This window comes from Merdimmobilis hominis (assembly GCF_900104615.1).
In the GTDB taxonomy this organism is placed as follows: domain Bacteria; phylum Bacillota; class Clostridia; order Oscillospirales; family Ruminococcaceae; genus Merdimmobilis; species Merdimmobilis hominis.
Genome location: NZ_LT629939.1, coordinates 2,038,478 through 2,064,282 on the forward strand (window position 1 = coordinate 2,038,478; position 25,805 = coordinate 2,064,282).

28 protein-coding genes and 2 tRNA genes are annotated in these 25,805 nt (G+C 53.9%); 16 read left to right on the forward strand and 14 right to left on the reverse strand.

Translation table 11 applies throughout. The annotated features are described in order from the left end of the window. Positions 1 to 256 precede the first annotated feature (256 nt). Complete coding sequence (locus BQ5353_RS09820) at positions 257 to 1,366, forward strand: M20/M25/M40 family metallo-hydrolase (RefSeq protein ID WP_071428057.1); 1,110 nt, start codon at positions 257 to 259, stop codon at positions 1,364 to 1,366. Positions 1,367 to 1,435: 69 nt separating this feature from the next. Next, complete coding sequence (locus tag BQ5353_RS09825) at positions 1,436 to 1,918, forward strand: HAD family hydrolase (protein WP_233424512.1); 483 nt, start codon at positions 1,436 to 1,438, stop codon at positions 1,916 to 1,918. Positions 1,919 to 2,055: 137 nt separating this feature from the next. Here BQ5353_RS09825 and BQ5353_RS09830 read toward each other — a convergent pair whose 3' ends face one another. Both BQ5353_RS09830 and trkA read right to left on the reverse strand, forming a co-directional pair. Then, the gene (locus BQ5353_RS09830) at positions 2,056 to 3,555 is read right to left on the reverse strand and encodes a TrkH family potassium uptake protein (protein ID WP_341484278.1); all 1,500 of its coding nucleotides are present in this window, start codon (positions 3,553 to 3,555) and stop codon (positions 2,056 to 2,058) included. 26 nt (positions 3,556 to 3,581) lie between these two features. After that, positions 3,582 to 4,943, reverse strand: a complete 1,362-nt coding sequence (gene trkA, locus BQ5353_RS09835) for a Trk system potassium transporter TrkA (RefSeq protein ID WP_054332495.1) — start codon at positions 4,941 to 4,943, stop codon at positions 3,582 to 3,584. Positions 4,944 to 5,309: 366 nt separating this feature from the next. On the opposite strand from trkA, the gene BQ5353_RS09840 reads away from it, so the two are divergent. Then, complete coding sequence (locus tag BQ5353_RS09840; protein WP_071428059.1) at positions 5,310 to 6,482, forward strand: M20 family metallopeptidase; 1,173 nt, start codon at positions 5,310 to 5,312, stop codon at positions 6,480 to 6,482. Positions 6,483 to 6,622: 140 nt separating this feature from the next. Here the strand turns inward: BQ5353_RS09840 and BQ5353_RS09845 are convergent, their stop codons facing one another. Beyond that, entirely contained in the window at positions 6,623 to 7,441 is an 819-nt protein-coding gene (locus BQ5353_RS09845) for a metallophosphoesterase family protein (RefSeq protein ID WP_071428061.1), read from the reverse strand. Positions 7,442 to 7,496: 55 nt separating this feature from the next. Here BQ5353_RS09845 and BQ5353_RS09850 point away from each other — a divergent pair, with 55 nt between their 5' ends. From BQ5353_RS09850 to BQ5353_RS09870, 4 genes are all read left to right on the forward strand, one after another. Next, complete coding sequence (locus tag BQ5353_RS09850) at positions 7,497 to 7,967, forward strand: phage tail terminator family protein (RefSeq protein WP_204211302.1); 471 nt, start codon at positions 7,497 to 7,499, stop codon at positions 7,965 to 7,967. After that, a complete protein-coding gene (locus tag BQ5353_RS09855) occupies positions 7,964 to 9,256 on the forward strand; it encodes a phage tail sheath subtilisin-like domain-containing protein (RefSeq protein WP_071428063.1) in 1,293 nt (430 codons plus the stop codon). Before BQ5353_RS09850 ends, BQ5353_RS09855 begins: the two co-directional genes overlap by 4 nt. Then, positions 9,256 to 9,723, forward strand: coding sequence for a phage tail tube protein (locus BQ5353_RS09860; protein ID WP_054332571.1), 468 nt, complete (start codon positions 9,256 to 9,258; stop codon positions 9,721 to 9,723). Before BQ5353_RS09855 ends, BQ5353_RS09860 begins: the two co-directional genes overlap by 1 nt. 330 nt (positions 9,724 to 10,053) lie before the next feature. Continuing rightward, positions 10,054 to 10,476 carry a phage tail assembly chaperone gene (locus BQ5353_RS09870; protein ID WP_071428067.1) on the forward strand — a complete coding sequence of 141 codons (423 nt, stop codon included), beginning with the start codon at positions 10,054 to 10,056 and terminating at the stop codon, positions 10,474 to 10,476. A 185-nt stretch (positions 10,477 to 10,661) separates the two neighbouring features. On the opposite strand, the gene BQ5353_RS09875 is transcribed toward BQ5353_RS09870, so the two are convergent. Beyond that, positions 10,662 to 10,880, reverse strand: coding sequence for a hypothetical protein (locus tag BQ5353_RS09875; protein ID WP_071428069.1), 219 nt, complete (start codon positions 10,878 to 10,880; stop codon positions 10,662 to 10,664). Between the two features lie 78 nt (positions 10,881 to 10,958). On the opposite strand from BQ5353_RS09875, the gene BQ5353_RS09880 reads away from it, so the two are divergent. From BQ5353_RS09880 to BQ5353_RS09910, 7 genes are read left to right on the forward strand one after another with little or no spacing between them, the layout of a single operon-like run. Continuing rightward, positions 10,959 to 11,954: a hypothetical protein gene (locus BQ5353_RS09880; RefSeq protein WP_071428071.1), complete on the forward strand. Its 996-nt coding sequence runs from the start codon at positions 10,959 to 10,961 to the stop codon at positions 11,952 to 11,954. Next, complete coding sequence (locus BQ5353_RS09885; RefSeq protein WP_071428073.1) at positions 11,954 to 12,706, forward strand: phage baseplate protein; 753 nt, start codon at positions 11,954 to 11,956, stop codon at positions 12,704 to 12,706. Before BQ5353_RS09880 ends, BQ5353_RS09885 begins: the two co-directional genes overlap by 1 nt. 11 nt (positions 12,707 to 12,717) lie before the next feature. Beyond that, on the forward strand, positions 12,718 to 13,644 hold the full coding sequence (locus BQ5353_RS09890) for an XkdQ/YqbQ family protein (RefSeq protein ID WP_071428075.1): 927 nt from the start codon (positions 12,718 to 12,720) through the stop codon (positions 13,642 to 13,644). After that, positions 13,641 to 13,874: a hypothetical protein gene (locus BQ5353_RS09895; RefSeq protein WP_054332566.1), complete on the forward strand. Its 234-nt coding sequence runs from the start codon at positions 13,641 to 13,643 to the stop codon at positions 13,872 to 13,874. Before BQ5353_RS09890 ends, BQ5353_RS09895 begins: the two co-directional genes overlap by 4 nt. Before the next feature lie 4 nt (positions 13,875 to 13,878). After that, entirely contained in the window at positions 13,879 to 14,238 is a 360-nt protein-coding gene (locus tag BQ5353_RS09900; protein ID WP_233424513.1) for a DUF2634 domain-containing protein, read from the forward strand. Beyond that, a complete protein-coding gene (locus BQ5353_RS09905) occupies positions 14,228 to 15,289 on the forward strand; it encodes a baseplate J/gp47 family protein (protein WP_233424514.1) in 1,062 nt (353 codons plus the stop codon). The genes BQ5353_RS09900 and BQ5353_RS09905 overlap by 11 nt, the downstream gene beginning before the upstream one ends. After that, a complete protein-coding gene (locus BQ5353_RS09910) occupies positions 15,289 to 15,855 on the forward strand; it encodes a putative phage tail protein (RefSeq protein WP_143117214.1) in 567 nt (188 codons plus the stop codon). Before BQ5353_RS09905 ends, BQ5353_RS09910 begins: the two co-directional genes overlap by 1 nt. A 288-nt stretch (positions 15,856 to 16,143) precedes the next feature. Here BQ5353_RS09910 and BQ5353_RS09915 read toward each other — a convergent pair whose 3' ends face one another. From BQ5353_RS09915 to BQ5353_RS09955, 9 genes are all read right to left on the reverse strand, one after another. After that, positions 16,144 to 16,947, reverse strand: coding sequence for a transporter substrate-binding domain-containing protein (locus tag BQ5353_RS09915; protein ID WP_071428081.1), 804 nt, complete (start codon positions 16,945 to 16,947; stop codon positions 16,144 to 16,146). Between the two features lie 51 nt (positions 16,948 to 16,998). Further along, complete coding sequence (locus BQ5353_RS09920; protein ID WP_071428083.1) at positions 16,999 to 17,733, reverse strand: amino acid ABC transporter ATP-binding protein; 735 nt, start codon at positions 17,731 to 17,733, stop codon at positions 16,999 to 17,001. A gap of 22 nt (positions 17,734 to 17,755) precedes the next feature. Continuing rightward, entirely contained in the window at positions 17,756 to 18,418 is a 663-nt protein-coding gene (locus BQ5353_RS09925; protein WP_207733423.1) for an amino acid ABC transporter permease, read from the reverse strand. Between the two features lie 474 nt (positions 18,419 to 18,892). Then, a complete protein-coding gene (locus BQ5353_RS09930; protein WP_054331566.1) occupies positions 18,893 to 19,906 on the reverse strand; it encodes an ABC transporter ATP-binding protein in 1,014 nt (337 codons plus the stop codon). A gap of 49 nt (positions 19,907 to 19,955) precedes the next feature. After that, complete coding sequence (locus BQ5353_RS09935) at positions 19,956 to 21,014, reverse strand: ABC transporter substrate-binding protein (RefSeq protein WP_162273132.1); 1,059 nt, start codon at positions 21,012 to 21,014, stop codon at positions 19,956 to 19,958. 23 nt (positions 21,015 to 21,037) lie between these two features. After that, the gene (locus BQ5353_RS09940) at positions 21,038 to 21,847 is read right to left on the reverse strand and encodes an ABC transporter permease (RefSeq protein WP_071428088.1); all 810 of its coding nucleotides are present in this window, start codon (positions 21,845 to 21,847) and stop codon (positions 21,038 to 21,040) included. Between the two features lie 5 nt (positions 21,848 to 21,852). Then, entirely contained in the window at positions 21,853 to 22,650 is a 798-nt protein-coding gene (locus BQ5353_RS09945; protein WP_071428090.1) for a DUF169 domain-containing protein, read from the reverse strand. Between the two features lie 481 nt (positions 22,651 to 23,131). Further along, positions 23,132 to 23,222, reverse strand: a tRNA-Ser gene (locus tag BQ5353_RS09950). A gap of 47 nt (positions 23,223 to 23,269) precedes the next feature. After that, positions 23,270 to 23,357 (reverse strand) — tRNA-Ser (locus BQ5353_RS09955). 304 nt (positions 23,358 to 23,661) lie between these two features. Here BQ5353_RS09955 and BQ5353_RS09960 point away from each other — a divergent pair. Further along, positions 23,662 to 24,012: a sporulation initiation factor Spo0A C-terminal domain-containing protein gene (locus tag BQ5353_RS09960; protein ID WP_054331568.1), complete on the forward strand. Its 351-nt coding sequence runs from the start codon at positions 23,662 to 23,664 to the stop codon at positions 24,010 to 24,012. Between the two features lie 18 nt (positions 24,013 to 24,030). Here the strand turns inward: BQ5353_RS09960 and BQ5353_RS09965 are convergent, their stop codons facing one another. Beyond that, positions 24,031 to 24,294: a hypothetical protein gene (locus BQ5353_RS09965; protein WP_054331569.1), complete on the reverse strand. Its 264-nt coding sequence runs from the start codon at positions 24,292 to 24,294 to the stop codon at positions 24,031 to 24,033. A gap of 222 nt (positions 24,295 to 24,516) precedes the next feature. Between BQ5353_RS09965 and BQ5353_RS09970 the strand changes: the two genes are divergently transcribed. Beyond that, entirely contained in the window at positions 24,517 to 25,605 is a 1,089-nt protein-coding gene (locus BQ5353_RS09970; RefSeq protein WP_071428092.1) for a hypothetical protein, read from the forward strand. Positions 25,606 to 25,805 lie beyond the last annotated feature (200 nt).

The following is a 25,805-nucleotide window of genomic DNA, read 5'->3' on the forward strand; positions in this document are numbered from 1 at the left end:
TTTTGGCTTATTTTCCTTTTGAGGACAAGATTTCTCCATTTTTTTGCCGGAAGCGGCAGGATGGGAACTACCGGGCAGTACTTCCAGAGGAGACGGTTGTTCTTGTTTGGAAAATCCGTGGGGAATTGCACAAAATTCCTCCTAGTGATTTTGCAGGGGCGGTCCGTTGCAATGCCGCGCTGGGGCTGGTATACTGGAGAAAAGGAAAATCTTGCAAGCGCGCAGCCGGCGCCACCGCCGGAGGAAAGGAGCTTTTATGCAGGTCAATGAAAAACGCCTTTTGGATAGGCTGCTGGAGATGATCGCCATCGACAGCGTATCCTATGAAGAGAAGCCCATGTCGGATTTTTTGGAAACCTACTTTAAAAATAAGGGGCTGGAGGTCTACCGGGACCAGGCCGGTGAAAAATTCGGCGGCAACGGCAGCAACATCTTGGTCCACATCCCCGGCACTATGGAAGGGGAGGCGATCTGCTTCAATGCCCACCAGGATACGGTGGAACCCGGCCGCGGCATCAAGCCGGTGGTCAAAGACGGCTACCTGGTCTCCAGTGGGGACACCATTTTGGCCGCTGACGACAAAGCTGGCATCGCCACCATTATGGAGGCTTACGACTACGTCAAGGAAAACAACATCCCCCACCGGGAGATGTACTTCCTCTTTACCATTTGTGAAGAGCTGAACATGATGGGCATTAAAAACTTTGATTTCTCCAAACTGCCCACGAAAAATATCTACGTCATCGATTCTGCCGGCTCCCCTGGTGTCATGACCATGAAGAACCCCGCTAAGGTGGGGATAGTTGCCACCTTCACCGGCAAAAAGGCCCATGCGGGCATCGAGCCGGAAAAAGGCGTCAACGCTTGCTGCGCCATGGCCAAAGCCATCGCCGGGGTGCACTTCGGTCGGATCGACCCGGAGACCACCTCCAATGTGGGCCGGGTGGAAGGCGGCGGACAGACCAATGTGGTCTCGGACAGCGCTTTCTTTACTGCGGAAATCCGCTCCCACAGCGCCGAAACCCTGGAGGCGGAGATTGAGAAGGTCCGCAAATCCTGTGAGGAGGCCGCCGCTGCATTCGGCGCCCAGGTGGATGTCCAGGTCAGCTACGACTACCCCACCAAGAAGCTGGACCCGGAATCCTTTGTGTACAAACAGTGCTATGCCGCCTACGTGAAAGAGGGGATCACCCCCAAACAGATCATCGGCGGAGGCGGCGGAGATTCCAATATCATGGCGGGACATGGCTATATGGCCTGTGGACTGGCCTGCGGCATGACCGACGTCCACAGCTCCAAAGAGAAGCTGAACTTGGCGGAGTTTGCCCAGACGGTGCGGATTGTCGTCACCTTGATGACCGAATAAAAACACTGCTTCTGAAAGGGGCCGGGGAAAGACCGGCCCCTTTTATCTGCCTTGTGAGGCGAAGAAAGGATGGATGGGATGCTGGAGCTGGAAATCCCCGGCTGGGGAGAGGCGGCCATTGAAAACCTGGTGCTGGATTACAACGGAACCATTGCGCTGGATGGGGAACTCTTGCCCGGCGCGGCGGAGAGGATTGAAAGAATAGCAGCCCAGGGGATCCAGGTGTTTGTAATCACCGCCGACACCAACGGCACTGTCAAGGCCCAGTGCGCCGGGCTCCCATTGGAGGTGCTGGTATACGGCGGTGGAGCGGTAGCCAAGGAGAAGCTCCGCCTGGTGGAGCGGCTGGGCCGGGAGTCCACCATGGCCATCGGCAACGGGAACAACGACCGGGAGATGCTGGAAGGAGCGGGAATCTCCGTGGCAGTTCTGGGCAAAGAGGGGTGCTCTGCCAAAACGTTGGCTGTGGCGGATATCCTGGTGCCGTCCATTGAGGACGGCCTGGACCTATTGCTGAAACCCCACCGGCTCAAGGCTACCCTGCGGGGGTAAGAAGGGGAGATCATCTCTCCTGGGTAAAACGCGGAAAAGGGCCACGGGATCACAGGTGATACCTTCTATATTGGGCCATACAGACAAAGAAAAAACTCCCCTTGGAAACTGTCTTCCAAGGGGAGTTTTTGGTGTGGTTACAGGTCGATGTTGCTGGTGGCTTCCCGGTAGCTGCCGGCGATCTCCGCTGTTTTTTGTTTCTGGCGCCACACCGAGGGGGCGAACAGAAACAAAATGGGGAAGATCTCCAGCCGGCCGATGAGCATATCGGCGGTGAGCACCAACTTGCTGAAATCGGAAAACTGGGAGAAGTTGCCTACCGGGCCGACAATATCCAGCCCCGGGCCGATGTTATTGAGGCAGGAGGCCACGGCGCTGATGGTGGTGGTCATGGAAAAATTGTCCACTGAGATGAACAACATGGAAAACCCGAAAATCAGGAAATAGCAGATCATGTAGACATCCACACTGCGGATGACCTGGTCATCCAGCACCTTGCCGTCCATTTTGGCCACTTTGACGGTGCGGGGGGAGAGGAGGGAACGGATGTCCCGGGCGGCGGATTTGATCAATATCAGGAGCCGGGCCACTTTGATGCCTCCTCCAGTGGAGCCCGCCGACGCCCCAATGAACATCAAAAGCAGGAGGATCAGCCGGGAGAACTCCGGCCACAGGTCAAAGTTAGCAGTGGCATAGCCAGTGGTGGTCATCACGGAGGAGACCTGGAAGGCCGCATGGTGCAGGGCGTCCCGGAAGCTGCCGCCATAGGTGGGCAGGATATTCCAGGTGATGGCGGCGATGGAGGCGAACATGATGCCGAAGTACAGCCGCAGTTCCTCATTGTGCAGGGCCTGGGAATACTCTTTGATCAGCAGGAAATAGAAGATGTTGAAGTTGACCCCAAATAAAGCCATAAACACGGTGATCACCGATTGGAGGTAGTAGCTGTCATAAGCGGCAAGGGAGGCGTTTTTGATGCCAAAACCTCCAGTGCCCGCGGTGCCAAAGGAGTGTAGCACACTGTCAAACAACGGCATTCCCCCTAAGAGGAGAAGGATAATTTCCACAATGGTCATGACGATATAGATGCTGTAGAGGATTTTAGCCGACTGGTGCATCCGGGGAACCAGCTTGCCCACCACGGGGCCGGGGCTTTCCGCCTTTAAGATGTGGATGGTGGAGCCCTCCCCCTTTGCCATGGGAACGATGGCCAGCAGGAAGACTAGAACCCCCATGCCGCCCACCCAGTGGGTGAAGCTGCGCCAGTAGAGGAGGCCCATGGGGAGGATCTCCACATCGGTCAGGATGGTGGACCCAGTGGTAGTGAAGCCGGAGACGATTTCAAAGAATGCGTCCACAAAGTGAGGGATATACCCGCTGATATAGAAGGGCAGGCAACCGAACAGGGACATGAGAATCCAGGCGAGGGCGACTACCACAAAACCTTCCCGGGCATAGATTGCCTTTTTGCGGGGTTTGAAAAGGGCTAAAAGCCCGGCGGCCATCAACATGATGCAGATGGCGGCAATGAAGGCGCTGACCGAGGAACCCTCTCCTTGAAAATAGGAGATGGCGGCCGCTGGCAGCATAAACAGGCATTCAATGCCCAGCAAGCGGCTGAGGACATATGCGATCATTCGATAATTCATCCTTTTATCCCCCGCTAGTCCTCAAAAATGTCGTTGATGTCGCCGATGACCCGGTCCGCGGTGGTGACTACGATGATGTGGTCGCCCTTTTGGAAATGGTCGCTGCCCTTGGGGATGATCAGTTTGCCGGGGCGGCTGATGCAGGCCACCAAAATCCCTTTCTTCAGGGAGATCTCTGCCAGGGACTCCCCCAGGTGGCGGGTGCATCCGGTGACAAGGAACTCCAATGCCTCTACCTGGTCATTGGCGATGCGGTGCAGGGTGAGGGCGGAAGAACCAGTGGTGTTCTCCATGGCCCGCACATACCGGACAATCTCGTTGGCGGTGAGGGACTTGGGGCTGATGACGCTGTCAATCCCCATGTCTTTAAAGACCCCCACATACTCTAACCGGTTGACCTTGGTGATGGCCTTGGGAACTCCCAGGTGGTGGGCGTACATGGAGATGATCAAATTCTCCTCATCGATGTTGGTCAGGGTGACGATGGCGTCGACCTCCTCCAGCCCCTCGGAGTGAAGAAGGGTCTGCTGGCTGCCGTCCCCGCAGATGATCTGGGCTTTGGGGAGAAGGTCCGCCAATTTGAGGCAGGTGGCCCGGTCCCGCTCTACAATTTTTACCCGGATCCCCGCGTGGAGCAACATGATAGCCAAATAAATGGCAATGCGGCTGCCGCCTACGATGATGACGCTCTTGGTTTTTTGAGGGATGATCCCCAAGTTTTTGATCAGGTCCGCCAGCAGGTTGGTGGCGGCAGTGACATAGATTTTATCACCGGCCTGTAGGACAAAAGCGCCGGTGGGGATGGTGACCTCCCCGCCCCGTTCCACAGCGCAGACCAGAACCTGGACTTTGACAGTCTCATATAGCTCGCTCAGGGGTTTGCCATGGAGCTTGCTTTTGTCCGAGATGCGCAGTTCCACAATCTCCACTTTGCCACCGGCAAAGGAGTCCCGCTTGATAAAGGTTGGGAACTGGAGGATGCGGAAAATCTCACGGGCGGAGGTGCGCTCCGGGTTGATAGTCATGGAAAGGCCCAGCTCTTCTTTCAAAAAGATCAACTGCTCCGCATACTCCGGGTTGCGGACCCGGGCGATGGTGTGCGGGGCGCCTAATTTTTTGGCAAGAATGCAGCACAGAAGGTTGATCTCATCGGCGCTGGTGGCGGCGATGACCAGATCGCTGGAGCCCACGTTGGCTTCCTTCTGCACCGTCAGACTGGCACCGTTCCCTTGGACGGCCATGATGTCATAGAGTTCCATGGAATTGGTGAGCACTTCGGCGTTGTTGTCGATCACGGTGATGTCATGTCCTTCTTTGGAAAGCTGCTGGGTTAAGGCGGCACCGACTTTGCCGTCCCCCACAATGACGATGTTCATGGTTCGGATCCCTTTCTGCAATAAAATTATAGATGGATCTTTACAGGGTTTTAATGGAAATTGATGATTTTGGGGTAAAATTGGGGTATTCCTTTATGCGTTCTTAATCTATGACCAGTATAGCATTATTCTGGCAACTGACAAGAAGAAATTCGAAAAAAATTCAGAAAAAATACGAAAATGCCACACATCTTAGGGAATTTAATAAAAAACAAGATTCTACTATGGAATATTTGTAGATTTTTAGCGGGAGTATCTGCGGGAATGGGCAAAGCGGTTGACAGCCTACCCAAGGGCAGATTATGATTAGATCAAGCATCCCAAAGAATGGAAACCCGCAGTTTGAGAGAAAGAGAGAAAAATACCATGGACAAACGACTGGAAGCCATAAAAGCATATGTGCAGAGCCATCGGGATGAAATGATCGCCCTGTGGCGGGACCTGGTCAACCTGGAGGGCAACGCCCCTGAAGTGGAGAACTTGGACAAGGTTGCCCAGCGCCTGAAAGAAGAGTTTGAGAAGACCGGCATGGACTGCCGCCTGGCGGATGTCGGGCCCAATGCTGGAAAATACCTGGTGGGGACCATTGGAGCGGACCGCCCCGGCAAGCCGGTGATCTTCTCCGGGCACTTTGACACAGTGTTTGCCAAAGGCACCTTTGGGGCGAACCCTTTCCGTATCGAGGACGGCAAAGCTTACGGTCCCGGCGCTTTGGACATGAAGGGCGGCATCGTCATCTCCCTATATGTGATCAAAGCGTTGGAGAGCATCGGGTTCAACGAACACCCCATCAAGGTGATTTATGTCTCGGATGAGGAGATTGGCCACCGGAACTCCAGCGGGTCGGACCTCTACCTGAAGGAGGGGGAGGGCGGCATCTGCGCCTTTAATATGGAGACCGGTTTGGTGGACGGCCGCCTTTGTGTGGGAAGAAAGGCGGCGGTGTTCGGCCACTGTGTGGTCACCGGCGTGGAATCCCACGCGGGCAATGACTTCCCCAGCGGCCGCAACGCCATCGAGGAGATGGCCTATAAAATCATTGATTTGCAGAAGCTGACCGATCTTGACAAAGGCAGTACTGTCACATGCAGCGTCATCCAGGGCGGCACGGTGCAAAACGCCATCCCCGGCCGCTGTGAGATGAAGATCGACATGCGGTTCGAGAAGATGGCGGAGATGAACCGCGTCATGGAGGCGGCGAAGGAGATCTGTGCCCAAACCCATGTGGAGGGCACTTCTACCCAGTTGGAACTGCGGGTCACTATGCCGGTGTTTGAAGTGACCGACGCGGGGATGAACTTCTACAACATGGTTCACGATGTGGCGCTGGAAAACGGATTTGGAGAAGTGGGGTACACCACTTTGGGCGGCGGTTCCGACGCCTCCTACCTGACCATGGCGGGAACCCCCAGCATCTGCTCCTTTGGGGTACAGGGCCAGTGGAACCACACCGACCGGGAGTATGCGGTGGTGGAGAGCCTTTTCACCCGCACTGAGATGATCGTGGCGGTGATCCTCAACCTGGGCCGGCTAAAATAACCATTTAAAGCGTATGTTGAAGAAAACCACCCCAGTGGCATTGCCACTGGGGTGGTTTTTTCTGGATTTTACACGTGGTGTGCGGCGGGAATATAAGGAATGCAGACCGTTTGTAGCCCTTTTGAGGGACTAGGTAACATCTAACGGGGGAGGCCCTGTATCATTTGGGCAATGGATTTTCGCTGGAGGACCTGCACCTCCGGATAGAGCAGCTGGTTGTGAGTGGTGACCCGGCCCTGTTCATCCAGCCAGCAGAGGTTGTAGGAGCTGCGGGAGGTGTAGATGACCTCCGATTGGATATATAGCATCCCAAAGGCGAGGGAATCGGCAGTGTAAAGAGGCTTCCCGGCAAAAAAACCGTTGTAGTTGGAATGGGTGTGGCCGGTAAAGATGGCGTGAATATCCGAATTCTCCACCAGGGAGGAGAATTCGGGTGAAACTTCCAAGGCCATAGCAGGATGTTCGCAAACAGTGGGGTGGTGCATCATCAAAAAGGTGCCCCGAGGTGCAGGGGAGGCAAGCCGTTCTTCCAGCCAGTCCACTTGGGCATCGCTTACCGAACCGATGAGCCCTGATTTGGCGGAGTCCAGGACCAGGATGCGAAGGCCATCCAGCACTACTTCCTGGGTAAAATCTTCATCGCCGGGGGAAGGGATCCCCAAGAATCCCTCCCGGAAGGCGGCGCGGTGGTCGTGGTTGCCCATAGCGGCAATCACCGGCACACCGGGGAGGTATTTATCAAACAGGCGGCGCAGGATGGCGTAATCTCCAGCGTCGCCCTCGTGAACCATATCCCCGGTGTGGAGGACAAAGGCCACTTTACGGGCGGCGAGTTCCTGAAGGCAGCAGGTGAGATTCTCCAAGGGATCCCGAACCTCCCGGTGGAGCCTTTTGATGAAGTCGCTGCTGCCAGGGCAATCCAGATGGGTGTCACTGATGTGGGCAAAGGGCATGAGCATAATACTTCCTCCTTGATATAGGGCTTATAACAGGACGAATAAGACGGTTGATTGGGTGTTTCATAAGAGTGTGCTCCGGCGGAAAGCTGGAGTGGAAAAGGGGGGAACAACTATCGTACCAGAGATCTTAGATGGGATCGACCAGAGGTTGGAGGCGCTGTACCAGGATGTGCCCCGGCATCGCGGGCCGGTCCAAGCCGGGGAGAGCCCGCCCTGTTTCTTTGTGGACTGCCCGTCTATACAGGCTGGACGCAAACGGATGGGGGCGCGGGAATTCCTCGCCAAATTCCAGGTGGCCTTCCTGGCCGGAATGGAATCTGCCGACAGCCTGACAGTTGCCATGAACCTGCTGCGGGAATTGGACCGGCTGGAGACCGCTTCGGGATTGGTGATCCCCCAAGGGATGATTGCCACAGTGGGAAAAGACCAAGCCACGGTGGGATTTGAAGTCCGATATCGGGAGGCCCCTGTGGCAGAAGAAGCACAGACTATGCAGCGTGAGACAACGAAAGGAGCGATTCGATGAGCTTTATCAGCCAAAACAAGATTTTGCCCGGGGTGTATGCCAACTTCACCGCTTCGGGCCTTCACGCCTTCACCCCTGGCCAGCGGGGCCGGGTGGCAGTGTTTGGGGTGTTCCCCTGGGGCGAGCCCAAAAAGGTGTTGGAGGTGGAGGATGTGACCCTCACCGCCAAGATGGGCTACGCCATGGAGGACAGCGCCATGCTGCCCCTGAAGCTGCTCTTCCAGAATGCCACCAAAGCCTTTGTCTACCGCCTCAATGAGGGGGTACAGGCCAGCGCCCAGCTGGTAAGCGGCCTAACCGCCAAAGCCAAATGGGGCGGCAGCCGGGGCAACGACCTGTCGGTGGCGGTCAAAGCGGACGGCGAACTGTTTGAAATCACTACCTACCTGGCGGGCAAAGCGGTGGATGCCCAGATGGTTGCTTCCGCTGGGGACTTTCAAGAGAACGGCTGGATCACCTTGGAGGGCTCCGGCAGTTTGGGAGAGGCCAGCGTGACCCTCACCGGCGGCACCGATGGTGGGAACCCGGAGGCCGCAGACTATGAGGCCGCTCTCGCCGCCTATGAGCTCTGCGACTTCGACGTCATCGTCTACTGCGGGGAGGACACTGGGGTAAAAGCCAAGCTGATCCCCTGGGTGAAGACCCGCCGGCAGAACGAACAGTTCATCCAGTGTGTGGTGGTGGATGAGAAAGCCGACCACGAGGGGGTTCTCTCCCTGCGGCAGGGTTTTGTAGATGAAGACGGGGTGGAAATCCCCGCCCGCATGGCTGCTTGCTGGCTGGCCGGAGCCGCCGCAGGGGCCAAGATGACCGAGAGCAACACCTATAAGGTGGTATCCGGCATGAAGGATGTGAGGCCCCGGTACACCCGCTTGATGCAGGAGACCGCAGTGCTGGACGGCCAGTGCGTCTTTGATGTGGACGCAGACGGGGTGCGGCTGGTCTATGACATCAACACCCTGACCACCTACAACAGCGAGAAGCCCAAATCCCTTCGAAAAAACAAGATCCTGCGGGTGATTGACACCAGCGCCCGGGATGTGGCCGACATACTGAAAAAGGAATTCCTGGGAAAGGTGGCCAACAGCGAAGAGGGCCGCTCCCGGGTCAAGGGCCGCTTGGCGGAGTACTTCTCCACCTTACAGGACCAGGGCAGCATTGAGAACTTTGAAGCGGCCAGCGACGTGGAGGTGCTCAAGGGCGCCGACAGCGACGCCATTGTGGTCAACTACGCCATCAGCCCGGTGGACACCGGCGATAAATTCTATCTGACTGCGGAGGTGCGATAATGGAATACACTCGTCTGACCGATACGGTCAACGCCCAGGAGGGCCGTGCATATATCACCAAAAACGGCAAGAACCGCCGGTTGTTTGAACTCTCCAAGCTCAGCGCCAACGTGGAAATCAAAACCAAAACCAAACAGATGCTGGGCAACCGGGTGGAACAGACCAAGCCCACCGGCATGAAGATCACCGGCAGTTTGACCGCCTACCTGATGACCAGCGACTTTATCGATTACGCCAAATCCTACAAGGAGACCGGCGTTTTGGAGCCCATCACCATCCAGACGGTGATGGAGGACCCCCAGTCCACGGTGGGCCGCAGTGAAATCCTCTTGAAAGATGTGGTTCTCTCCAAGGCGGCACTCGTCCACATCGACGACTCCACCGATGACGCCGCCACCTTTGACACCGACTTCACCGCCGGGGATTTTGAAATCCTCAGCCGGTTTGTGGAACCAGAGGTTCGATAGGGCTTTTAAGGCGGGGGCCTTATAACCCCAATTCGCTAGGGCTTCCAGCCCCCGCACCCCCGGCCAGGCGCCTTTTTACACGAAAAAGGCCCTGGACCCAAAAGCGTGTTTAAGGGGGGCCGCACAGCACGCGGCACAGCTGAAGTCCGGCCCCCCTTAAAAATCCCCCTCTGCTGGAGGGAGTGAACTTGGAAAGCACAGGGTAATCCATCTTTCCGCTGGCGCGGATGCCCTCGCGGGGGTGAACCGGATTTTTTTCTGCAATCTCCGGCGGGGCGCGGGTGGCCCGGAAAAAACAACTGCCAAATTTATGTATTAGGAGGATGTGCAATGAACAGCATTCAAGCGTTTCTAAATCCCATTCCCTTGGAACCGATTCAAACACCAGTATCCCAGCGGTATTTGGATGAGGCGGGCAACCCCATCCTGTGGGAATTCCGCCCCATCTCCCACAAGGAAAATGAGGCCATCAACCGGCGCTGCATGCGGCGGGACAGCAAAGGCGAACACTTCGACCTCCAGGGCTATAAAGAGGGGTTGGTAGCGGCCTCTATCGTTTACCCCGACCTCTCTGACGCCGCTTTGCAGGAAGCCTTGGGCACCCAGGGCGATGAGGTGAAAACCATGAAAGCCCTTTTGCCGGTAATGGGTGAATTCGCCGCGGCTTACCAGGCGGCATGCCAAGTCAACGGCCTGCTGGAAAGCCCCGGTGACCTGCTGGATGAAGCAAAAAACGCATCCGGCAGGGCATAAAAGAGGGCAATGAATTCGGTTTTGCCCATTATGCCCTGCAGAAACTGCATATCCGGTTTGGGGAATTCGCCGCCATGAGCCGCGAGGAACGGGCGCTGACCATTGCCTCCTGCGCCATTTATTTGGAGGAGGAGAAACGGGCCCTGGCGAAACGGAACTAGGGCGGGGTAACCCGCCCTTTTCCGTTATTGGGGAGATGATGATTCAGATTCTGTGGATTCGGTTTCGGGGATATACGGTTTGTTATCTTCATACACCAAAAAGATTGTGCTGACAGAATCATTAGCAATGAATTGTACTATATCATTTTTTGTGATTCCATGTTTGTTTATGTAATCTTCAAGATATTTAGCATTTTTATCATCACTCAAATGAGGTAAATAGATATGTGCAACACGGATCATAAATAAATCTCCTTTTGTTTCTATTAATTCAATGATAGTATACAAGTACAGAACTTTCAACGAAGAAAGGAGGAAAATATGGATAGATTTCTAGGGGCGATTACCCACTGGGAAGATACCATGGAAACCGGTTTTTTGGATTACCTAAAGAGCCCAGACCTATTGACTCCCATAACCCTGATGGCGGTGGAGCTGGACGGGATTGCTGATGATGTTAAAGGCATCCGGAACAATACACTTGGTTTCATCAACCAATACGGAGTCGAAAACAAGGCAGAAAAAAGAGAGGATAGCATTGATCTTATTTCATTGGCCAAAGACGCTATAGGATGGCTCGGTGCGATTGCAGGAGTCAAAAACAACTGGAAGGAAATAAAAAAAATAGCGATGCCATTTCTCAGGGAAATTTTTGGACCGGAAGCTGGGCGGGTGAGCGGAAACCCAGAAAGCTTTAAACAAATGGTGGAAGGGTTTACGCTGCTGCCTTCGGTCAAAGAGGGGATCAGCTCCGGCACCTTGCCCGGTTGGATTTCCGCGGTCAAGGCGGCGCTGTCGGGTTTTGGTGGAAGCATAATGGGGGCGTTATCCGCCGCCTTTACTGCCATTATACCATATTTGATGCCGTTGTTGGGGCTTGGGGCAATTCTTTTTTTGGGAAAAAAGCTTGTTGACGCCGTCATGAAATGGGCAACAGGCAAAAATTTTGATTTTTCTTTCTGGGGCATGAAAAAGAATGTCACAGAAGCCATTACGCCAAAGGTATCCAACAGCATTAAGGAATCTCTTCCTACAGCCAGTAGAAAAATTGAGAGCATCTCCAGCCTAGCAATGGAGAAAATGAACGCCACCTCAAGGGAGTTGGGCACTGACGCATCGTTTACTGACAGAAGCGCCATGTTGGAGGTTCAACAGCCATGGAGTTCATTGCAACCGCAGGGCGACACCGTCTACCAAATCACCATGAACAACTCCTTTGCTGTAGACCGGGAGGAAACCGCCGATTACTGCATCCGAGAGCTGTACCGCCGGATGCGGGCGGAACTGGACGGCGCTAGACTGGGGGTGGCTTACTAATGGGATACAGCCTGTTTTTAGACGGCATCCATCTGCCGGTGGGCACCGACAAATTGACGGTGCAGCACGGGATGAAATCCAGGGAATACGACGTGCTGGGCCAGGGGCGGGTGCAGACCCCGGACAGCCGGGAGCTGCGGACGGTCTCCTTCACCACCGAGTTCCCCGGCCAGGTGTACAGTTATGTGGAGGAATCCGCCTTCCAGAGCCCAGGGAAGCTGATTGCCAAACTGCGGGCGCTCCAGGAGGAGAAAAAGCCCTTCCGGTTTGTGGCGGTGGGCGGCGATAAGCTGACCATGCGGGTGACCTTGGAACAGATGGACACCACCGAACAAGGGGGCGAGGACGGAGACTATGAAGTCTCGATCCGGCTGAAAGAATACCGGGAATTTGGGGTGAAAACCACCGATATCCCCAGTCTGCCCCGGCCCGGAACGGTGCCGGAACCCAAGACGGTGACCCTCTCCCCCGGGGAGACGTTGCAGGATAAGCTCACCCCCTCCCAGAAGAAGGCGGTGGAAACTGGGGCAAAAACTGTCCTCGCCTTTGCCATGGGAAAGGTGATCAACCCGGCGATTGCCCCGGCGTTTGTGCCGATTCAGATTGTACCCACTGAGGTACATGACTCCGCCATTGACCTGGCCGCCGACCGAGAAAAGATGCGCCAATGGGTGGGCATTGCCAATGATGTGAAGGACAGAATCCAAAAGCTGAATCTGCCGGATGATTATGACTTTGGCAACCAGATGTAGGGGGGAGTTTGTTGAAACTGTACATAGAATCCTCCGGAAAAGTGTTCGATTTGACCGATGCCGCCACTGGTATCACCTGGGAATCCACCTATCGGAGCGGCGCGGCCCGACTGGAAGTGACGGTGCTGGGAGGGGGATTCTCCCCTGGGGATCTGATCACCTTTGAACAGGACGGCCAGCAGGCCTTCAGCGGGCGGGTGTTCTCCATCCGGAGGGAGGGGGCGGGAACGGTGCGGCTCACCGCCTACGACCAGCTGCGGTACCTGAAAGCCCAGGATGTCATCTTCCGCAAAGGGATGACTTTGGAAGCCTTACTGGCACAAGGGTGCATGGCGCTGGGCCTCCGGCTGGGGGAGTGCGCCTCCACCGGGTTCCCGCTGCCGGACAAGACCTTTGACAACAAAGTTTGGCTGGACGTGCTGTATGATTCCATCCAGGAATTGAAACGGCTCACCGGGGCGGAATACTGCCTCTACGACGATTTTGGAGCCATCCGCCTCGCTCTGCTCCAGGATTTGCGGCAGCCGATCATCTTGGGGGAGGGCAGTTTGATCACCGGCTACAGCCAGGAGGAGAGCCTGGAAAATGCCGCCAACCGGATCAAGCTGGTGCAGCCGGGCAACGGGGCGCTCCTCTATGAGGACAATGCCTCCATGAAGAACTGGGGCGTTTTGCAGCACCTGGAAAAATTGGATGGTGGGGAGAATCAGGCCCAGGCCGACCAGCTGGGCAAATCGCTGCTGCAGGAGAAGAACCGAGTTGGAAAGACGTTGTCCCTCTCCTGCCTGGGCGATCTGCGGGTCCGGGGAGGACGGGGGGTGCGTGTAGTGCTGCCGGATCTCTCCCTGGACGGCTGGATGGTGGTGGATCGGGTGCGGCACACCATCCGCCATGGGGATCACACCATGGAAGTGGAGCTGGTAGGAGGTGCTCAATGAGCATTGTAGAACTGGTGAAAGAGATTGCGGCCGGGGTGCTGGATAACAGCGACCAACCGGCTATCCAAATCGGGGTGATGACTGGCCCCGTCGAAGTAAAACTAGAGGGTCAAAGCGGGGCCCGGGCCTGTGTGGCGGTCAAACACCCGCTGGAGTATATGCCGAAGGTAGGGGATAAGGTTGCCGTATTGCGCCATGGGCAAACCTGTATCATTTTGGGAAAGGTGTGATGGAATGGAACCGAGTTTGACCCTTGGCCTCGACTTTGAACGTGGCCGGATTTTTGGGGAGGTAGACGGCCTGGCGGCGGTACAGCAGGCGGCAAAGCTAGCGCTGGAAACCCCGCGATTCCGGCATGTCATCTTCTCCGGGGAATACGGGAGCGAGGTGGATACCCTGCGGGGGAAGCACCGGGACTTGATCCGGGGGGAACTGGAGAGGCTCATTGCCGAGGCCCTCACCCAAGACGACCGGATTGAGGGGGTGGAGGACTTCTCTTTGGAATTTTCCGGGGATGAAGTGATCTGCCAATTTACCGTGGTTTCCGCCGAAGGCAGCTTTACCATGGAAAGGAGAATGGAGCTTGGAGTATAACGTAATTTTACAAAGGATGCTTGCCCGGCTGCCCAGCCGGTACGACAAACGGGAGGGCAGTGTTTTGTATACCCTGCTGGCGCCGGTGGCTTGGGCCATTGCCCAGTGCCATTACATTTTGAGCTGGGCGGTGAGCCTAGTATTCCCCGATACAGCCACCGGGGATTTTTTGGACCTCTCCTGTTCCGCCTTTGGGCTGGATCGGGAGACGGCCACCTACAGCGTGCGCAAGGTGGATTGTACCGATTCTGCCGGTGAGCCTATGGCAGTGCCGGTGGGGGCCCGCCTCGGCTTGGGGGGGATGATCTTTCAGATTGAAAAGGAGATCTCCTTCGGGGTGTACCAGGCGGTGGCCCAGACGGCGGGGTCAGCTGCCAACCTCCTATCCGGGGACTTGCTGCCCATCGACAACATCTCCGGCCTGGGCCGGGCGGAACTGGGAGAAGTCTTAATCCCTGCCCGGGACGCCGAGACCGATGAGGAGTTCCGGGCGAGGTTTGCCCAATCGGTGCGGGAGACCCCCTATGGCGGCAACATCGCCGACTACCGGGAAAAGACGTTGACGATTGAGGGGGTGGGGGCCGCCGCTGTCTTTGGAGCTCCTTCTTTGGGAGCCGGCCAGGTGGGCATCGTCATCGCCGACGAGCAGAAGGAGCCAGCTACAACCGAACTGGTGGACAAAGTCCAAACCCTCATGGGGGTGGATGGATCGGGGATCGCACCCATTGGCCACACCGTCACCGTGAAGTCCTGTACCAGTCTGGAAATTCCAGTGGACGCCCAGCTTTCCCTCAAAAGCGGCGCCAACCTGGATCTGGTGAAACCCTATGTGGAGGAGGCCATCCGAGATTACATCTCCTCCATTGGGTTTGAAGCCCCCACTGTCTTTTATGCCCGGTTGGTATCGGCCATCCTTACCAGCCATGAGAGCATCCTGGATGTGGGAACTGTCACCTTGGGGGGTGGGAGTGCAAACCTCGCCCTCTCCAAAACTTTTGACAGCTATCAGGTGGCCAAAACTGGCACGATCACCGTTTCGGAGGTGGTGTAATGCTGTGGTGGGATTCTCAGTCGGATTACGCGTCCTTTTTGCCCAAGATGTGGGACCAGATCGAAGAGGTGGCAGCCATTGCCCAGGCGGTCAACCCGGAGATTGACAACATCAAAGGGGAGTTGCGCCGGCTAGTGTACAATCGGTTCCCTCAGGCCGCGGATGAGGAGGGCATCGCCCGATGGGAAAAACTGCTGGGGGTCTCCTCCCCTCTCAACAGCAGCTTGAAGGCCCGCCGGGAGGCGGTGCTCGCCAAGCTGCGGACCAAACCGCCCATCAACCTGATAACCCTGAAAGAGATCATCGAAGCATATATGGGGGTAACCGTGGAGATCTACCTGGATGGCTACACCGTCAAGGTGCGGTACAGGGGAGAGAGCCGGATTGCTGACCTGGCCCCGCTGTATGCCACCGCCTATGAGACCATTCCAGCAAACCTGATCTTGGAGATTGCCTACGTCTATGTCACCTGGGGAGAAGTGCTTTCCAAGAGTTGGGGAACCGCCAAACAGGGGAGCTGGGATCAACTGCGAAGGGGAGACAACAATGCCAGCGGGAACCGCTAACTTGTATGTGGCCTTGCCTCATTATGAGTACACTGTCTGCGTGGGGTTCTCATCGACAACATGCCGGTGCTGGACAGCAGCGTCCGCCTTTTTTTAGGGTGGAAAATGCACCGTTTTGCATATTTATAAAGAGGGGAGCCGGCTACAATAGCCGGCTCCCCTCTTGTGCCCCCAAAATACCTTGGACAAGCAGGCTGGATTAGACCGCCGTCATTGATGCAGTTAAGCGGACAACAACAAATCCCCCGGCCCTCCTTGGTGGAGGGCCGGGGGAAACAACATATGGATTTATTTTTTTGAGATATCGTAGCCAAACCACTTGTTGGAGAGCTCAGTCAAGGTGCCATCTTCGTGCATTTCAGTCAGGGCGGCATCCACCTTGGCGCGCAGGGCATCGCCGCGTTCGGTTTTGGCAAACAGATAGGCATCTTCCTCCAGGTAAATGGCGTCGCCGACGATTTCAAGAGGAAGATCGTTGTCTTTGATTTCGACAGAGGAAGCGGCAGCACCCTGAATGCAAGCGGAGGTCTTGCCTGTTGTTACCTGGAGAAGGTTGCCGGTTTCCACGGGGATAAGCTCGATTTCCCCGTTGGGATACATCTCCTTGAGCATGTCGGTTTCATTGCCGCCAACGCCGCAGGTCACCTTTTTGCCGATGAGGTCGTCCAGACTCTGAATATTTTCCGGATTTCCTTTGGGGACAACAATCTTTAGAGGGTTGTAGCAGTAGGGGACGGAGAAGTTGTAGTTCTTTTCCCGTTCAGGGTTTTTGGAAACTTGGTTCGCAATAGTGTCGATGTCGCCCTTATCCACCATGCCGAAAAGGCCGGAGTAGGCAGCCTGTACATGGATAACCTCCAAACCGCTGCGCTCACCAATCTCTTTCCAGACGTCTACCTCAAAGCCGACCTTTTGGTCGCCTTCCATATAGTCGAAGGGATAGTAGGTGAAAGAGGAGCCTACTTTGATGGTGGTAGGATTGGAGGGGTCTTCCGACGCCTCCGGTTCATTTCCATTGGAGCAGCCCATAAATGCGCTGCCGACCAGCGCCGCGGTCAGGAGAAGTGCCAGAATTTTTTTTGTTTTTTTCATCTGTTATTCCTCGCTTTTACTTCACTTTTATTGACAAAAAATTTCCTTCTCTTACCGCTGGGATAATTGGAGGAAGTTCTTTGTTCTCTCATTTTGAGGGTTGCCGAAGATCTGCTCGGGAGGGCCTTGCTCCACAATTTGGCCATCGGCCATAAAGACCACCTTGTCTGCCGCTTCCCGGGCGAAGCGCATCTCATGGGTGACAATCAGCATGGTGGTGTGCTTTTTGGCCAGGTCGCGGATAACCTCCAGAACTTCTCCCACCAGGCTGGGGTCCAAGGCTGCGGTGGGCTCATCAAAGAGTATGATCTGGGGCTTTACAGCCATAGCCCTGGCAATACCAACCCGCTGCTGTTGGCCACCAGAGAGGCGGGAGGGATACTCGTTTTCTTTGTCCAGTAAGCTCACCTGTTTTAAATAGCCGCGGGCTTCTTCCAGGGCCTTGCCCCTGGGCATCTTTTGGACGGTCACCAGCGGTTGGAGGACGTTATCCAGGACAGTCATATTTTTAAATAGGTTGTAGCTTTGGAACACCATAGCGGATTGATGGCGCAGAGCTTTGATCTCCTTAGGGGTAGAGGATTGGGCATCCACCGAAACCTCCCCGATGGCGATGGTCCCTTGCTCGGGCTGTTCCAGATAGTTGATACAGCGCAGCAGAGTGGACTTCCCAGTGCCGGAGGGTCCGATGACTGCGACTACCTCCCCCTTTTGAATCTCAAGGTCGATCCCACGAAGGACCTCCAGCTGATCGAACTTTTTATGCAGATTGGTAATTTTAATCATGATATTTTCTCCCCAAGCGGTTTTAGTACGCCCGATTCAGTCGTTTTTCCAGCATCTTTTGCAGGAAATTGATGCAGATGGTGATGATCCAGTAGATGATGGCGGCCACAAAAAAAGCTTCAAAGAAGTTGTAAGTTGCAATACCGGCCATATTGGCGGAAGCCATCAGCTCCGCCACACCGATGGTAAACGCCATCGAACTGCCTTTTACCAGGTCCACAAAACTATTGCTCAGAGAAGGTACGGCAACCCGGAAGGCCTGTGGGAAGACAACCAAGGAGAAAATTTGCAAGCTGCTCATGCCAATGGAAATGCCTGCTTCACTTTGGCCCTTTTCTACAGATGAGAGGGCGCCCCGCAGGTTTTCCGCCATATAGGCGGACATATTCAAAGACAGGGCAATTACCACGGCAGTATAGCCGGTCATTTTGGCAAAGAAGGGAATCCCCATGTTGCCAAGCCCAAAATAAATCAAATACAATTGGCAGAGAGCTGGGGTGCCGCGGAAAAAGGAAACATACACTTTAAGAATAGGCGTAATTATTTTTACGTTATAGTAGATAATGGATGAAATTATAATTGCTAAGGTCAGAGAAATGACCAATGATAGGATTGCCAGGCTGATTGTATGCTTTGTTGCAGCAATCAGCTGTGGGATGATTTTGACGATAAATTCGAAATCCAAAATGTCCTCTCCTTTTTAATTGTTTGACTTTTATCAGCTTACGTCGAATGCCACCAGAAATCAAATTGTTTTTTTGAATTGAACCGAAAATTCAATTGACTTTTTCTATTTTTCCTCTGTTTTTCACAAAATTTGAACATATTTTTTATTATATATTTTTGAAATGGTTGAGAATTTGAATTTTTGATTTTGCAATTGTGAAAAGTGAAAGGCGGAAATATTCTTTTCGGAATTATTCGGAGTTTTTTAATATGTCTAAATAGGGATATAGAAGAAATGAAAAATTGTCCTGTGTTCGATAGTATAAAAAGAATCCACATAAACACAGTTTATGTGGATTCTTTTTATATGACTCCCCAAAACGGATTTCCAGCAAACAAAAAGCGGATATCTGGAGGTGATCACCTGTAAAAATGGTTGAAAGACCGGCGTTTATATGTGTGTATGCCCCAGGGAGAAATGGAGTAGCAAGAGTTATGCTTCGTAATGGATGACATCTTTGTTGTCTAGCATAAGATAAACAGTATCGCCTCTATAAAACTGATGTTGCCCCTCATAAAGTTGGTCCACATCCAACTGCAGCTGACCTGCCGTCACTGTGTAACGGATGACGTTGCCTTGATAGATCACCTGCTTGACCACGCCTTCCAGGGTGAATTGTCCTTGGGAAGGAGGGGTATCGGAAAGGCAGATGCTCTCTGGGCGCACGGCATAACTGCCACTGGGATCCTGAGTAAAGCCAAGGAGAGCCCAAAGTTCCCCCGGGATGATATTGTAATGGCCGATGAAGCTGGCCGCGTAGTGGGTCTTTGGGGAAAGGTAGAGCTCCATGGGGGAGCCGCTCTGTTCAACGCGCCCTGCGTTCATCAGATAGATCCGGTCGGACATCCGCATGGCTTCTTCCTGGTCGTGGGTGACGAATATAGTAGTGATCCCCAGGGATGTGTGAATGTTTTTGATGCGGATTTGCAGTGCTTTGCGCAACTTGGCATCGATGGCGCTGAAGGGCTCGTCTAGCAACAGGACCTTGGGGTTTGTCACAATCCCACGTGCTAGGCTGACCCTTTGCTGTTCCCCACCGGAGAGCTGAGAGGGGTATTTTGCCTCACTGCCCTCCATCTCGATGAGGGCTAGGGCCTCTTTCACCTTTTGGTCAATCTCGTTCCGAGGCATCTTTTGAATGCGAAGCCCATACGCAATATTGTCGTATACATTCATGGAAGGGAAGAGGCTGTACTGCTGGAAGACCATGGCCAAGTTGCGTTGGCGGGGGCTTACATGAGTGATGTCCTCTCCGTCGATCCGGATGCTGCCAGAATCGATGCCCACCAATCCAGCGATGCTCCGCAGCAGGGTAGTTTTGCCACAGCCGGATGCCCCCAGCAAGGTGATGAATTCTCCTTTTTCAATGGACAGGTTGATCCCTTTGAGAATCTGCCTGCCGTCTTCAAAGGTTTTGTTTACCCCTTGGATTTCAATATAACTCATGGATGCCTCCCATAAAACGTGAGAATTGGGCCCGGTTGGAGAGCTGAGGCTAGTTTGCCTGGGCGTAGCCGTTTTCGATGGCTTTTTCCACAAAGCTCATGTCTACTGTGTCTTCGTAGGATAGGTCTGAGGTGATGATGCCGGAACGTTTGGCAAAATCTACCACGGCGTTTTGCCCTTCCTCGCTCACATAGCCATTCTTGCTGAATGCGCCGCGCATAATTTCAATTTTATCGGCAAGATCTTCGGTGGCCATGCCGGGGAACAGCTCCGCGAGGACTTCGGCCGCCTCTTGGGAGGTGTGGTTCTGGAGCCAGTCAAGCCCCTTGCAGGTGGCGTTGACAAATGCTTGGACGATCTCGGGATTCTCGTTTTTATAGGCTTCGGTGCAGAGAATGACCTCGGCAGGGAAGGAATCGCTCTTCAGATAGCGGGCAGCGTCCTCCGGTCTGCGGGTATCCACCAGATAGCGGATGCCCTCCACCTCATCGGCCTCTTTGTAGTTGTCTGCATTGATGAACGCAGCCTGGATTTCATTCTTCTGCAGTGCAGCGACAACCGCACCCTTGTTCAAATTGACCAGAGTGACATCCTTACCGACTTCCAGGCCGGCTTCCTCCAAAATGGCGACACAGAAGGTGTAGGGGGCGGAGCCAGGGGTGCTTGCAAAGACGGTTTTGCCCTTCAAATCTTCCACCTTTTCAATATCGGAGGTGCTGACAAAGGAGTAATAGCGGGTGTCCAGCATGGTGGCGATAACAGTGGAGCGCTGGTTCTGCTCTTGGGCTTTCAGCGAGACCTCTTGAGACAGGATGCAGAACTGGGAATCCCCAGTGTGCATGCTTTTGAAGCAGTTGGGGCCATCGTCGATGCGAAGGAGCTGGACGTCCAGGCCCTCCTCCTCATAGTAACCCAGCTGGTAAGCCAGGTACATAGGGGTCCAGCTTACGCCGCGGAATTCGGTGACAACGACCTTTTGCAGTTCCCCAGTGGAGGAAGAACTGCCGGAGGGGGTGCTGTTTTGGTTTGTGGTGTTGCCGCAGCCGGCGAACAAAGCTGAGAACATCAGCACAGCTGCCAGCAAAATGGAGATACGTTTTTTCATCATGTTTCCCTCTTCTTTCATTTGTTTTAATCGGCTGCCGTTTTTAAGGAAAGGTTGCTCTCCGTCCTCCAGTGGAGGATCCGCCCTTCCAAACGGTCGAGAACCCAGTTGAGAGTGCGGTTAAAAACCAATAAGATCAAGACGCAGGCCAAAACGCGATCGAGGTCAAAGTAGGAGGCAGCAAAGGATATCATCCATCCAAAGCCACCGGAGGCTCCGATGTATTCCCCCATGATGGCGCCTACCATGCACGAGCCAATCCCGCTCCGGATGCTGGAGATGATCCAGGGGGCGCAAGCGGGAATAACCACTAAGGTCAGTGTTTGGAATGCATTTGCCCCCAACAAGCTAGATGCTTCAATCCAGCGCTGATCCAGGTTTTTAATGGCGTTATAGGTGGAGCCGAACACACCAAAAAACACCATCATCCCGGCGAGGATTACCTTGGACTTAAATCCAAACCCAAACCATAGAATGTAAAGAGGCGATAGAGTAAGCTGGGGAATTCCGGCAATAGCTGTCAGGATAGGGGTTATCACGCTGCCTAAAAATTTGATTTGGCTAAACAGCACTCCGAACCCAACTCCGAATGCGGTACCAAAAAACAACCCGGACAAAGCTTCTCCAATGGTAATGGAAGCATGGTGGGCCAGTTCACCGCTCATGGTAAACTCATACAAATCCGCCAATATTGCGCTGGGGTAGCTTGTGTAAAAAGGGTTCAATACACCAATGCGAGTATTGTATTCCCAAAGAGCCAAGAGGGCGAAAATAATAGCATACCGCACACCTGCCGTCACTGCCGCCCGATTTCGTCTCCCTCTGTTTGTGGCCATATCCATTACTCCTTTGAAGACCGATCGTTTTTTAAAAAGTAGGTGCGCCCATACTGGATATCCAGGTCGTAGAGGGAGTCCCGGCGAAGGTCCCGTTCTATCTCCGCCTTTCGGCGATTGCGCTCAATGGCGTTGACTGTGTTTTGTATTCCCCGCACCAAACCGGCAAATTTGCTGTAGGCAACCCCAATGGCGACCTCACTCTCCTTCCAATTTGTCCGGTAGCGAGTACCAGCACAGAACACGGAAAGGTTAATACACTGGTTGATATAAGGGTAATTGGTGCACTCCACACAGACTGCTTGGTTCCCGCTCATGCAGAAATTATTCTGTAGTCCGTAGGTGCAGGTATAACCCTGGACAATTCTCATAGCTTCCCTGGTATTTGTTATAAACAGCACCACGTCGGGTTCTTCTTCAAAACACTCTAGCGGCATGATGACAATTCCGTAGAGCGGGCGGTTTAGAATGGCAAATTTCAAAGCTACTGACTTGGCAACCTGCTGGTTTTCATAGAGGCCCAGGGCCATACCCGATTCACCGGTATAGTATTGTGGAGCAGGTGGTACGAACCCCAAAGCCCTGGAAGAACCGCTACAGCCTGAGGTATCTTTGGTAAGCTTAATCCGGTTTCCGCTGCTGGCAGAGGCTACAGCCTGGCAGTAATACATGGGGCGGAGCGGCTCAATAGCGTCTATGCAGTCAAACCTTTCTTTTTCGTAGATAAACTGGACTCCGACGATACGCCGGTCAAGATCTAACAGTGCGTATGCTCGTTTGGTAATATCCTGTTGCCCATCCATATTGAGCCCTCCTTATTTTTTGTAACTTTTTATATTCTATCTTACAAGACTGAATATTTCCAATTGATTAATCCAATGGAAAGCCGAGGCATATAGATTCTGTTGATACAAATTTCGACAAAATATGAAAGAAGAATATAATAAGATTGTCTCTTAGTTAAAAAGCATAACAAGACCGCCACAGAGAGGGAATAGGCACAAAAAGGGAAAACCCCCAGTCAGGCGATAGAACCTGGCCGGGGGTTTTCCCTTGATATTGGTTTGTGTCAGTTAAAGCATCCTAGATAGCAGGCGAGTTATAAGGATTGAAAAAAGGAAAAGGTCTGCTTTAACAGGACCTCTTCCTTATGACCACAACATCGTTTGCACAGAATGCTGTGGATATGATTATATAACTGTTACAAAATAGATACCGTTTGGGCACGGGCACAAAACTTTAAAATAGAAAAAACCTGCGGTCGCGAATTGCTGACCGCAGGTTTGGCGGAGATGGAGGGACTCGAACCCTCGCGCCGGTTTCCCGACCTACGCCCTTAGCAGGGGCGCCTCGTCACCAACTTGAGTACATCTCCATAGTGACTTGCCATTCCAGTTATTGAATTGTATGCCATGGAGAATTTGGCGGAGAGGGTGGGATTCGAACCCACGGCTCTCGACGAGTCACTGGTTTTCAAGACCAGCTCCTTAAACCGCTCGGACACCTCTCCATATAGCGACAATAGTTATACTACCATAGTATTGCCCAATAGTCAAGAGAATTTCCAAAAAATCCAGTGTTCTGGCATCAAATTTTTTCTATAGAAAAGGGACGGGCTCCTATTGATTTTTCTGTTATTTTATAGCATTTACCGGATTGTAGAATGATTGGGGGAATTCTTCGAAAAACTTTTGATTCTTCTTAATTCCCTACAATTTTGTGGTCAAATAATGACTTGTTTTGACTGATTTTCACCAATATGCGGAAATTACGGTATTCTGGCGTTAACCCATACAACGAAAGGATGACGCATCATGAATCACATCGAACGAACATTGCGCAGAATTGGAGGGAATTCCACCAATGCGGGATACCGTTACCTCGCTTATGCACTGGAACTCCTTCTGGAGATGGAGGAGTTCCCCTTCCGCAAATTGATCAACGAGATTTACAGCAAAGTGGCGGAGAAGTTTGACACCACCCCAGATGCAGTGACCCGATCCATTGCCAGGACGGTGGAAGACATCTGGGTACACGGAGATAAAATCTTTCTTCAGGAAATCGCCGGCCGGCGTTTGGTGGAAAAGCCTTTGCCCAATGAGTTGATCTACTATTTGGTGACCTACTTGAAAGAGCAGGAAAACGCTGCTGTTCTGGCAAAGTAGGGGGGGAGTCACGCCGTCTCAATCCATTTTGGGGAGGCGGTAGGCGATCATCTCCCGCCTGGCCTGTTGGGCGGTGAGACCCACAGCCAACCCGGCCCGCAGCCTGGCGGCGTCGATGCTGTTTGCCTCTACAAGAATCCGTTCCCCACTCAGGGAATGGAACACCTGGTACAGCTGAATTTCTTGTTTGCCTGCCCGCTTTGCCACCATTTCAGGGGTGTCCCATTCCTCTACCAGCCGGTGGGCTGCTTGGAGCCAATGCTGCAACTGCTGACATACCATCCCCATGCCTCCCTTTTCGACATGATAGCTTATTTTTATTATATCGAACATCAGTTCGCCATTCAATAGTGTTTTTCGACAAATTCTCGAAGATATTTTGTTTTCCTTCCTCTTAAAACAGTTTTTTGAAAATGGGCAGAGAGCATGGGGAAAACCAGCTGGAAACCCGTCTTTTCGTTTACCAAAATTTAGGCTATAATCAAGGGGAAAGGGGAGGGTCCCATGGCGACATTAAAACAATCTCTGCGGCTCCAAGGCGCGCTGGAAGCAATGGACACAGCCCAGCGGGCGCTTTCTTCTGCGGCATTCCAGGTCTTTGACACGTCCCTTTTTTCCGCGTGGGAGGATTCACTGCGGATACAGGACAACTTCCCCCACAGCGGAATCAGCCAGATTTTACTGGGTGTGGGGGAGGCGTTTGCTCAGCAAACCCATTGGGGGACAGCTGGCTTATCCAGCGCCGCCGCTGGGCTGGCGGATTCTCTGCCAATGGGGAACTTCCTGGCTCAGGAGAATTTGGCGCAGGTTCTCCAGGGGATAGAGCCCGCGCTGGAGTGGCAGAGGAATTGGGAGATCAATCACCCTATATCCGGAATGGAGAGAGCCCTTCGCTCCGCAAATTCCGCGTTCTCTGCAGCAAAGGATATAGGCGGGCTACAGCAGGCGCTGGAAGAGGCTTCCCGTGTCTCCCGGCTCTGGGGACAGGATCTGCCTGGCATTTTTGACGCTGCCGCTGCCGCCGGAGGGCTACTGCGCGCTTTGGAGCCCGCCTGGTGGGAACAGAATGCCCTCCAAGTGGAGGCGGTGGGCCAGGCATTCTCCGGCTATGCCCAACGCCGCTGGGGGATGTTTGACGGCGCCTGGGAGGACGATGTTCCCCAGCCAGTGGAGAATATGGAATATGAGGCGATTTTCACCCATTGCTGCGAGCTGCTTACCGACCCCTTCCACCTCAATGAACGGGCGGCGGACTTTGTAAAAAATCTGTTCTATGCCAACCCGGTCCTAGCCGCCCTTGTCTTTGTGCTGATGGTCAACACGATTCTCCCCAAGATTCTGTTTCAAACGGTACCGAAAAAGCTGGGGGAGAGCATCTGCCGGTATGAGTCGGTCAAGCTGCTGGGGGAACTGGACGCCATGGGCGGCGGCTCCTACCGCACCTTTGAGGCGGTCGACCCGGCCACGGGAAAAAGCTACCCCATCGCCGTGGGGCCGAAGGGGGAGGCGGCCATCCTAGACCAGCCCTCTGGGGAGGATGCGCCCAAGACCCCGACGCTCCAGGAACCTCTGCGCCCAGAGGAACAAGGATAGGAATTTTTGCGAGGGGAAGGAGGGGGATCTTATGCCACAAAAGGGACGGAAACTATTTTCGATCGACGGGTTGCCCCAGGAGCAGCCCCGGTGCCAGGGGATGGCCATTCCCCAAGGGGAGGCGGAGCGGTGGGAGTTTTCTGCGTTCCCTATTCAAAGTGCGGCCGCGATGCCGGGTAGCCCCGGTTTTGCGTGGATTC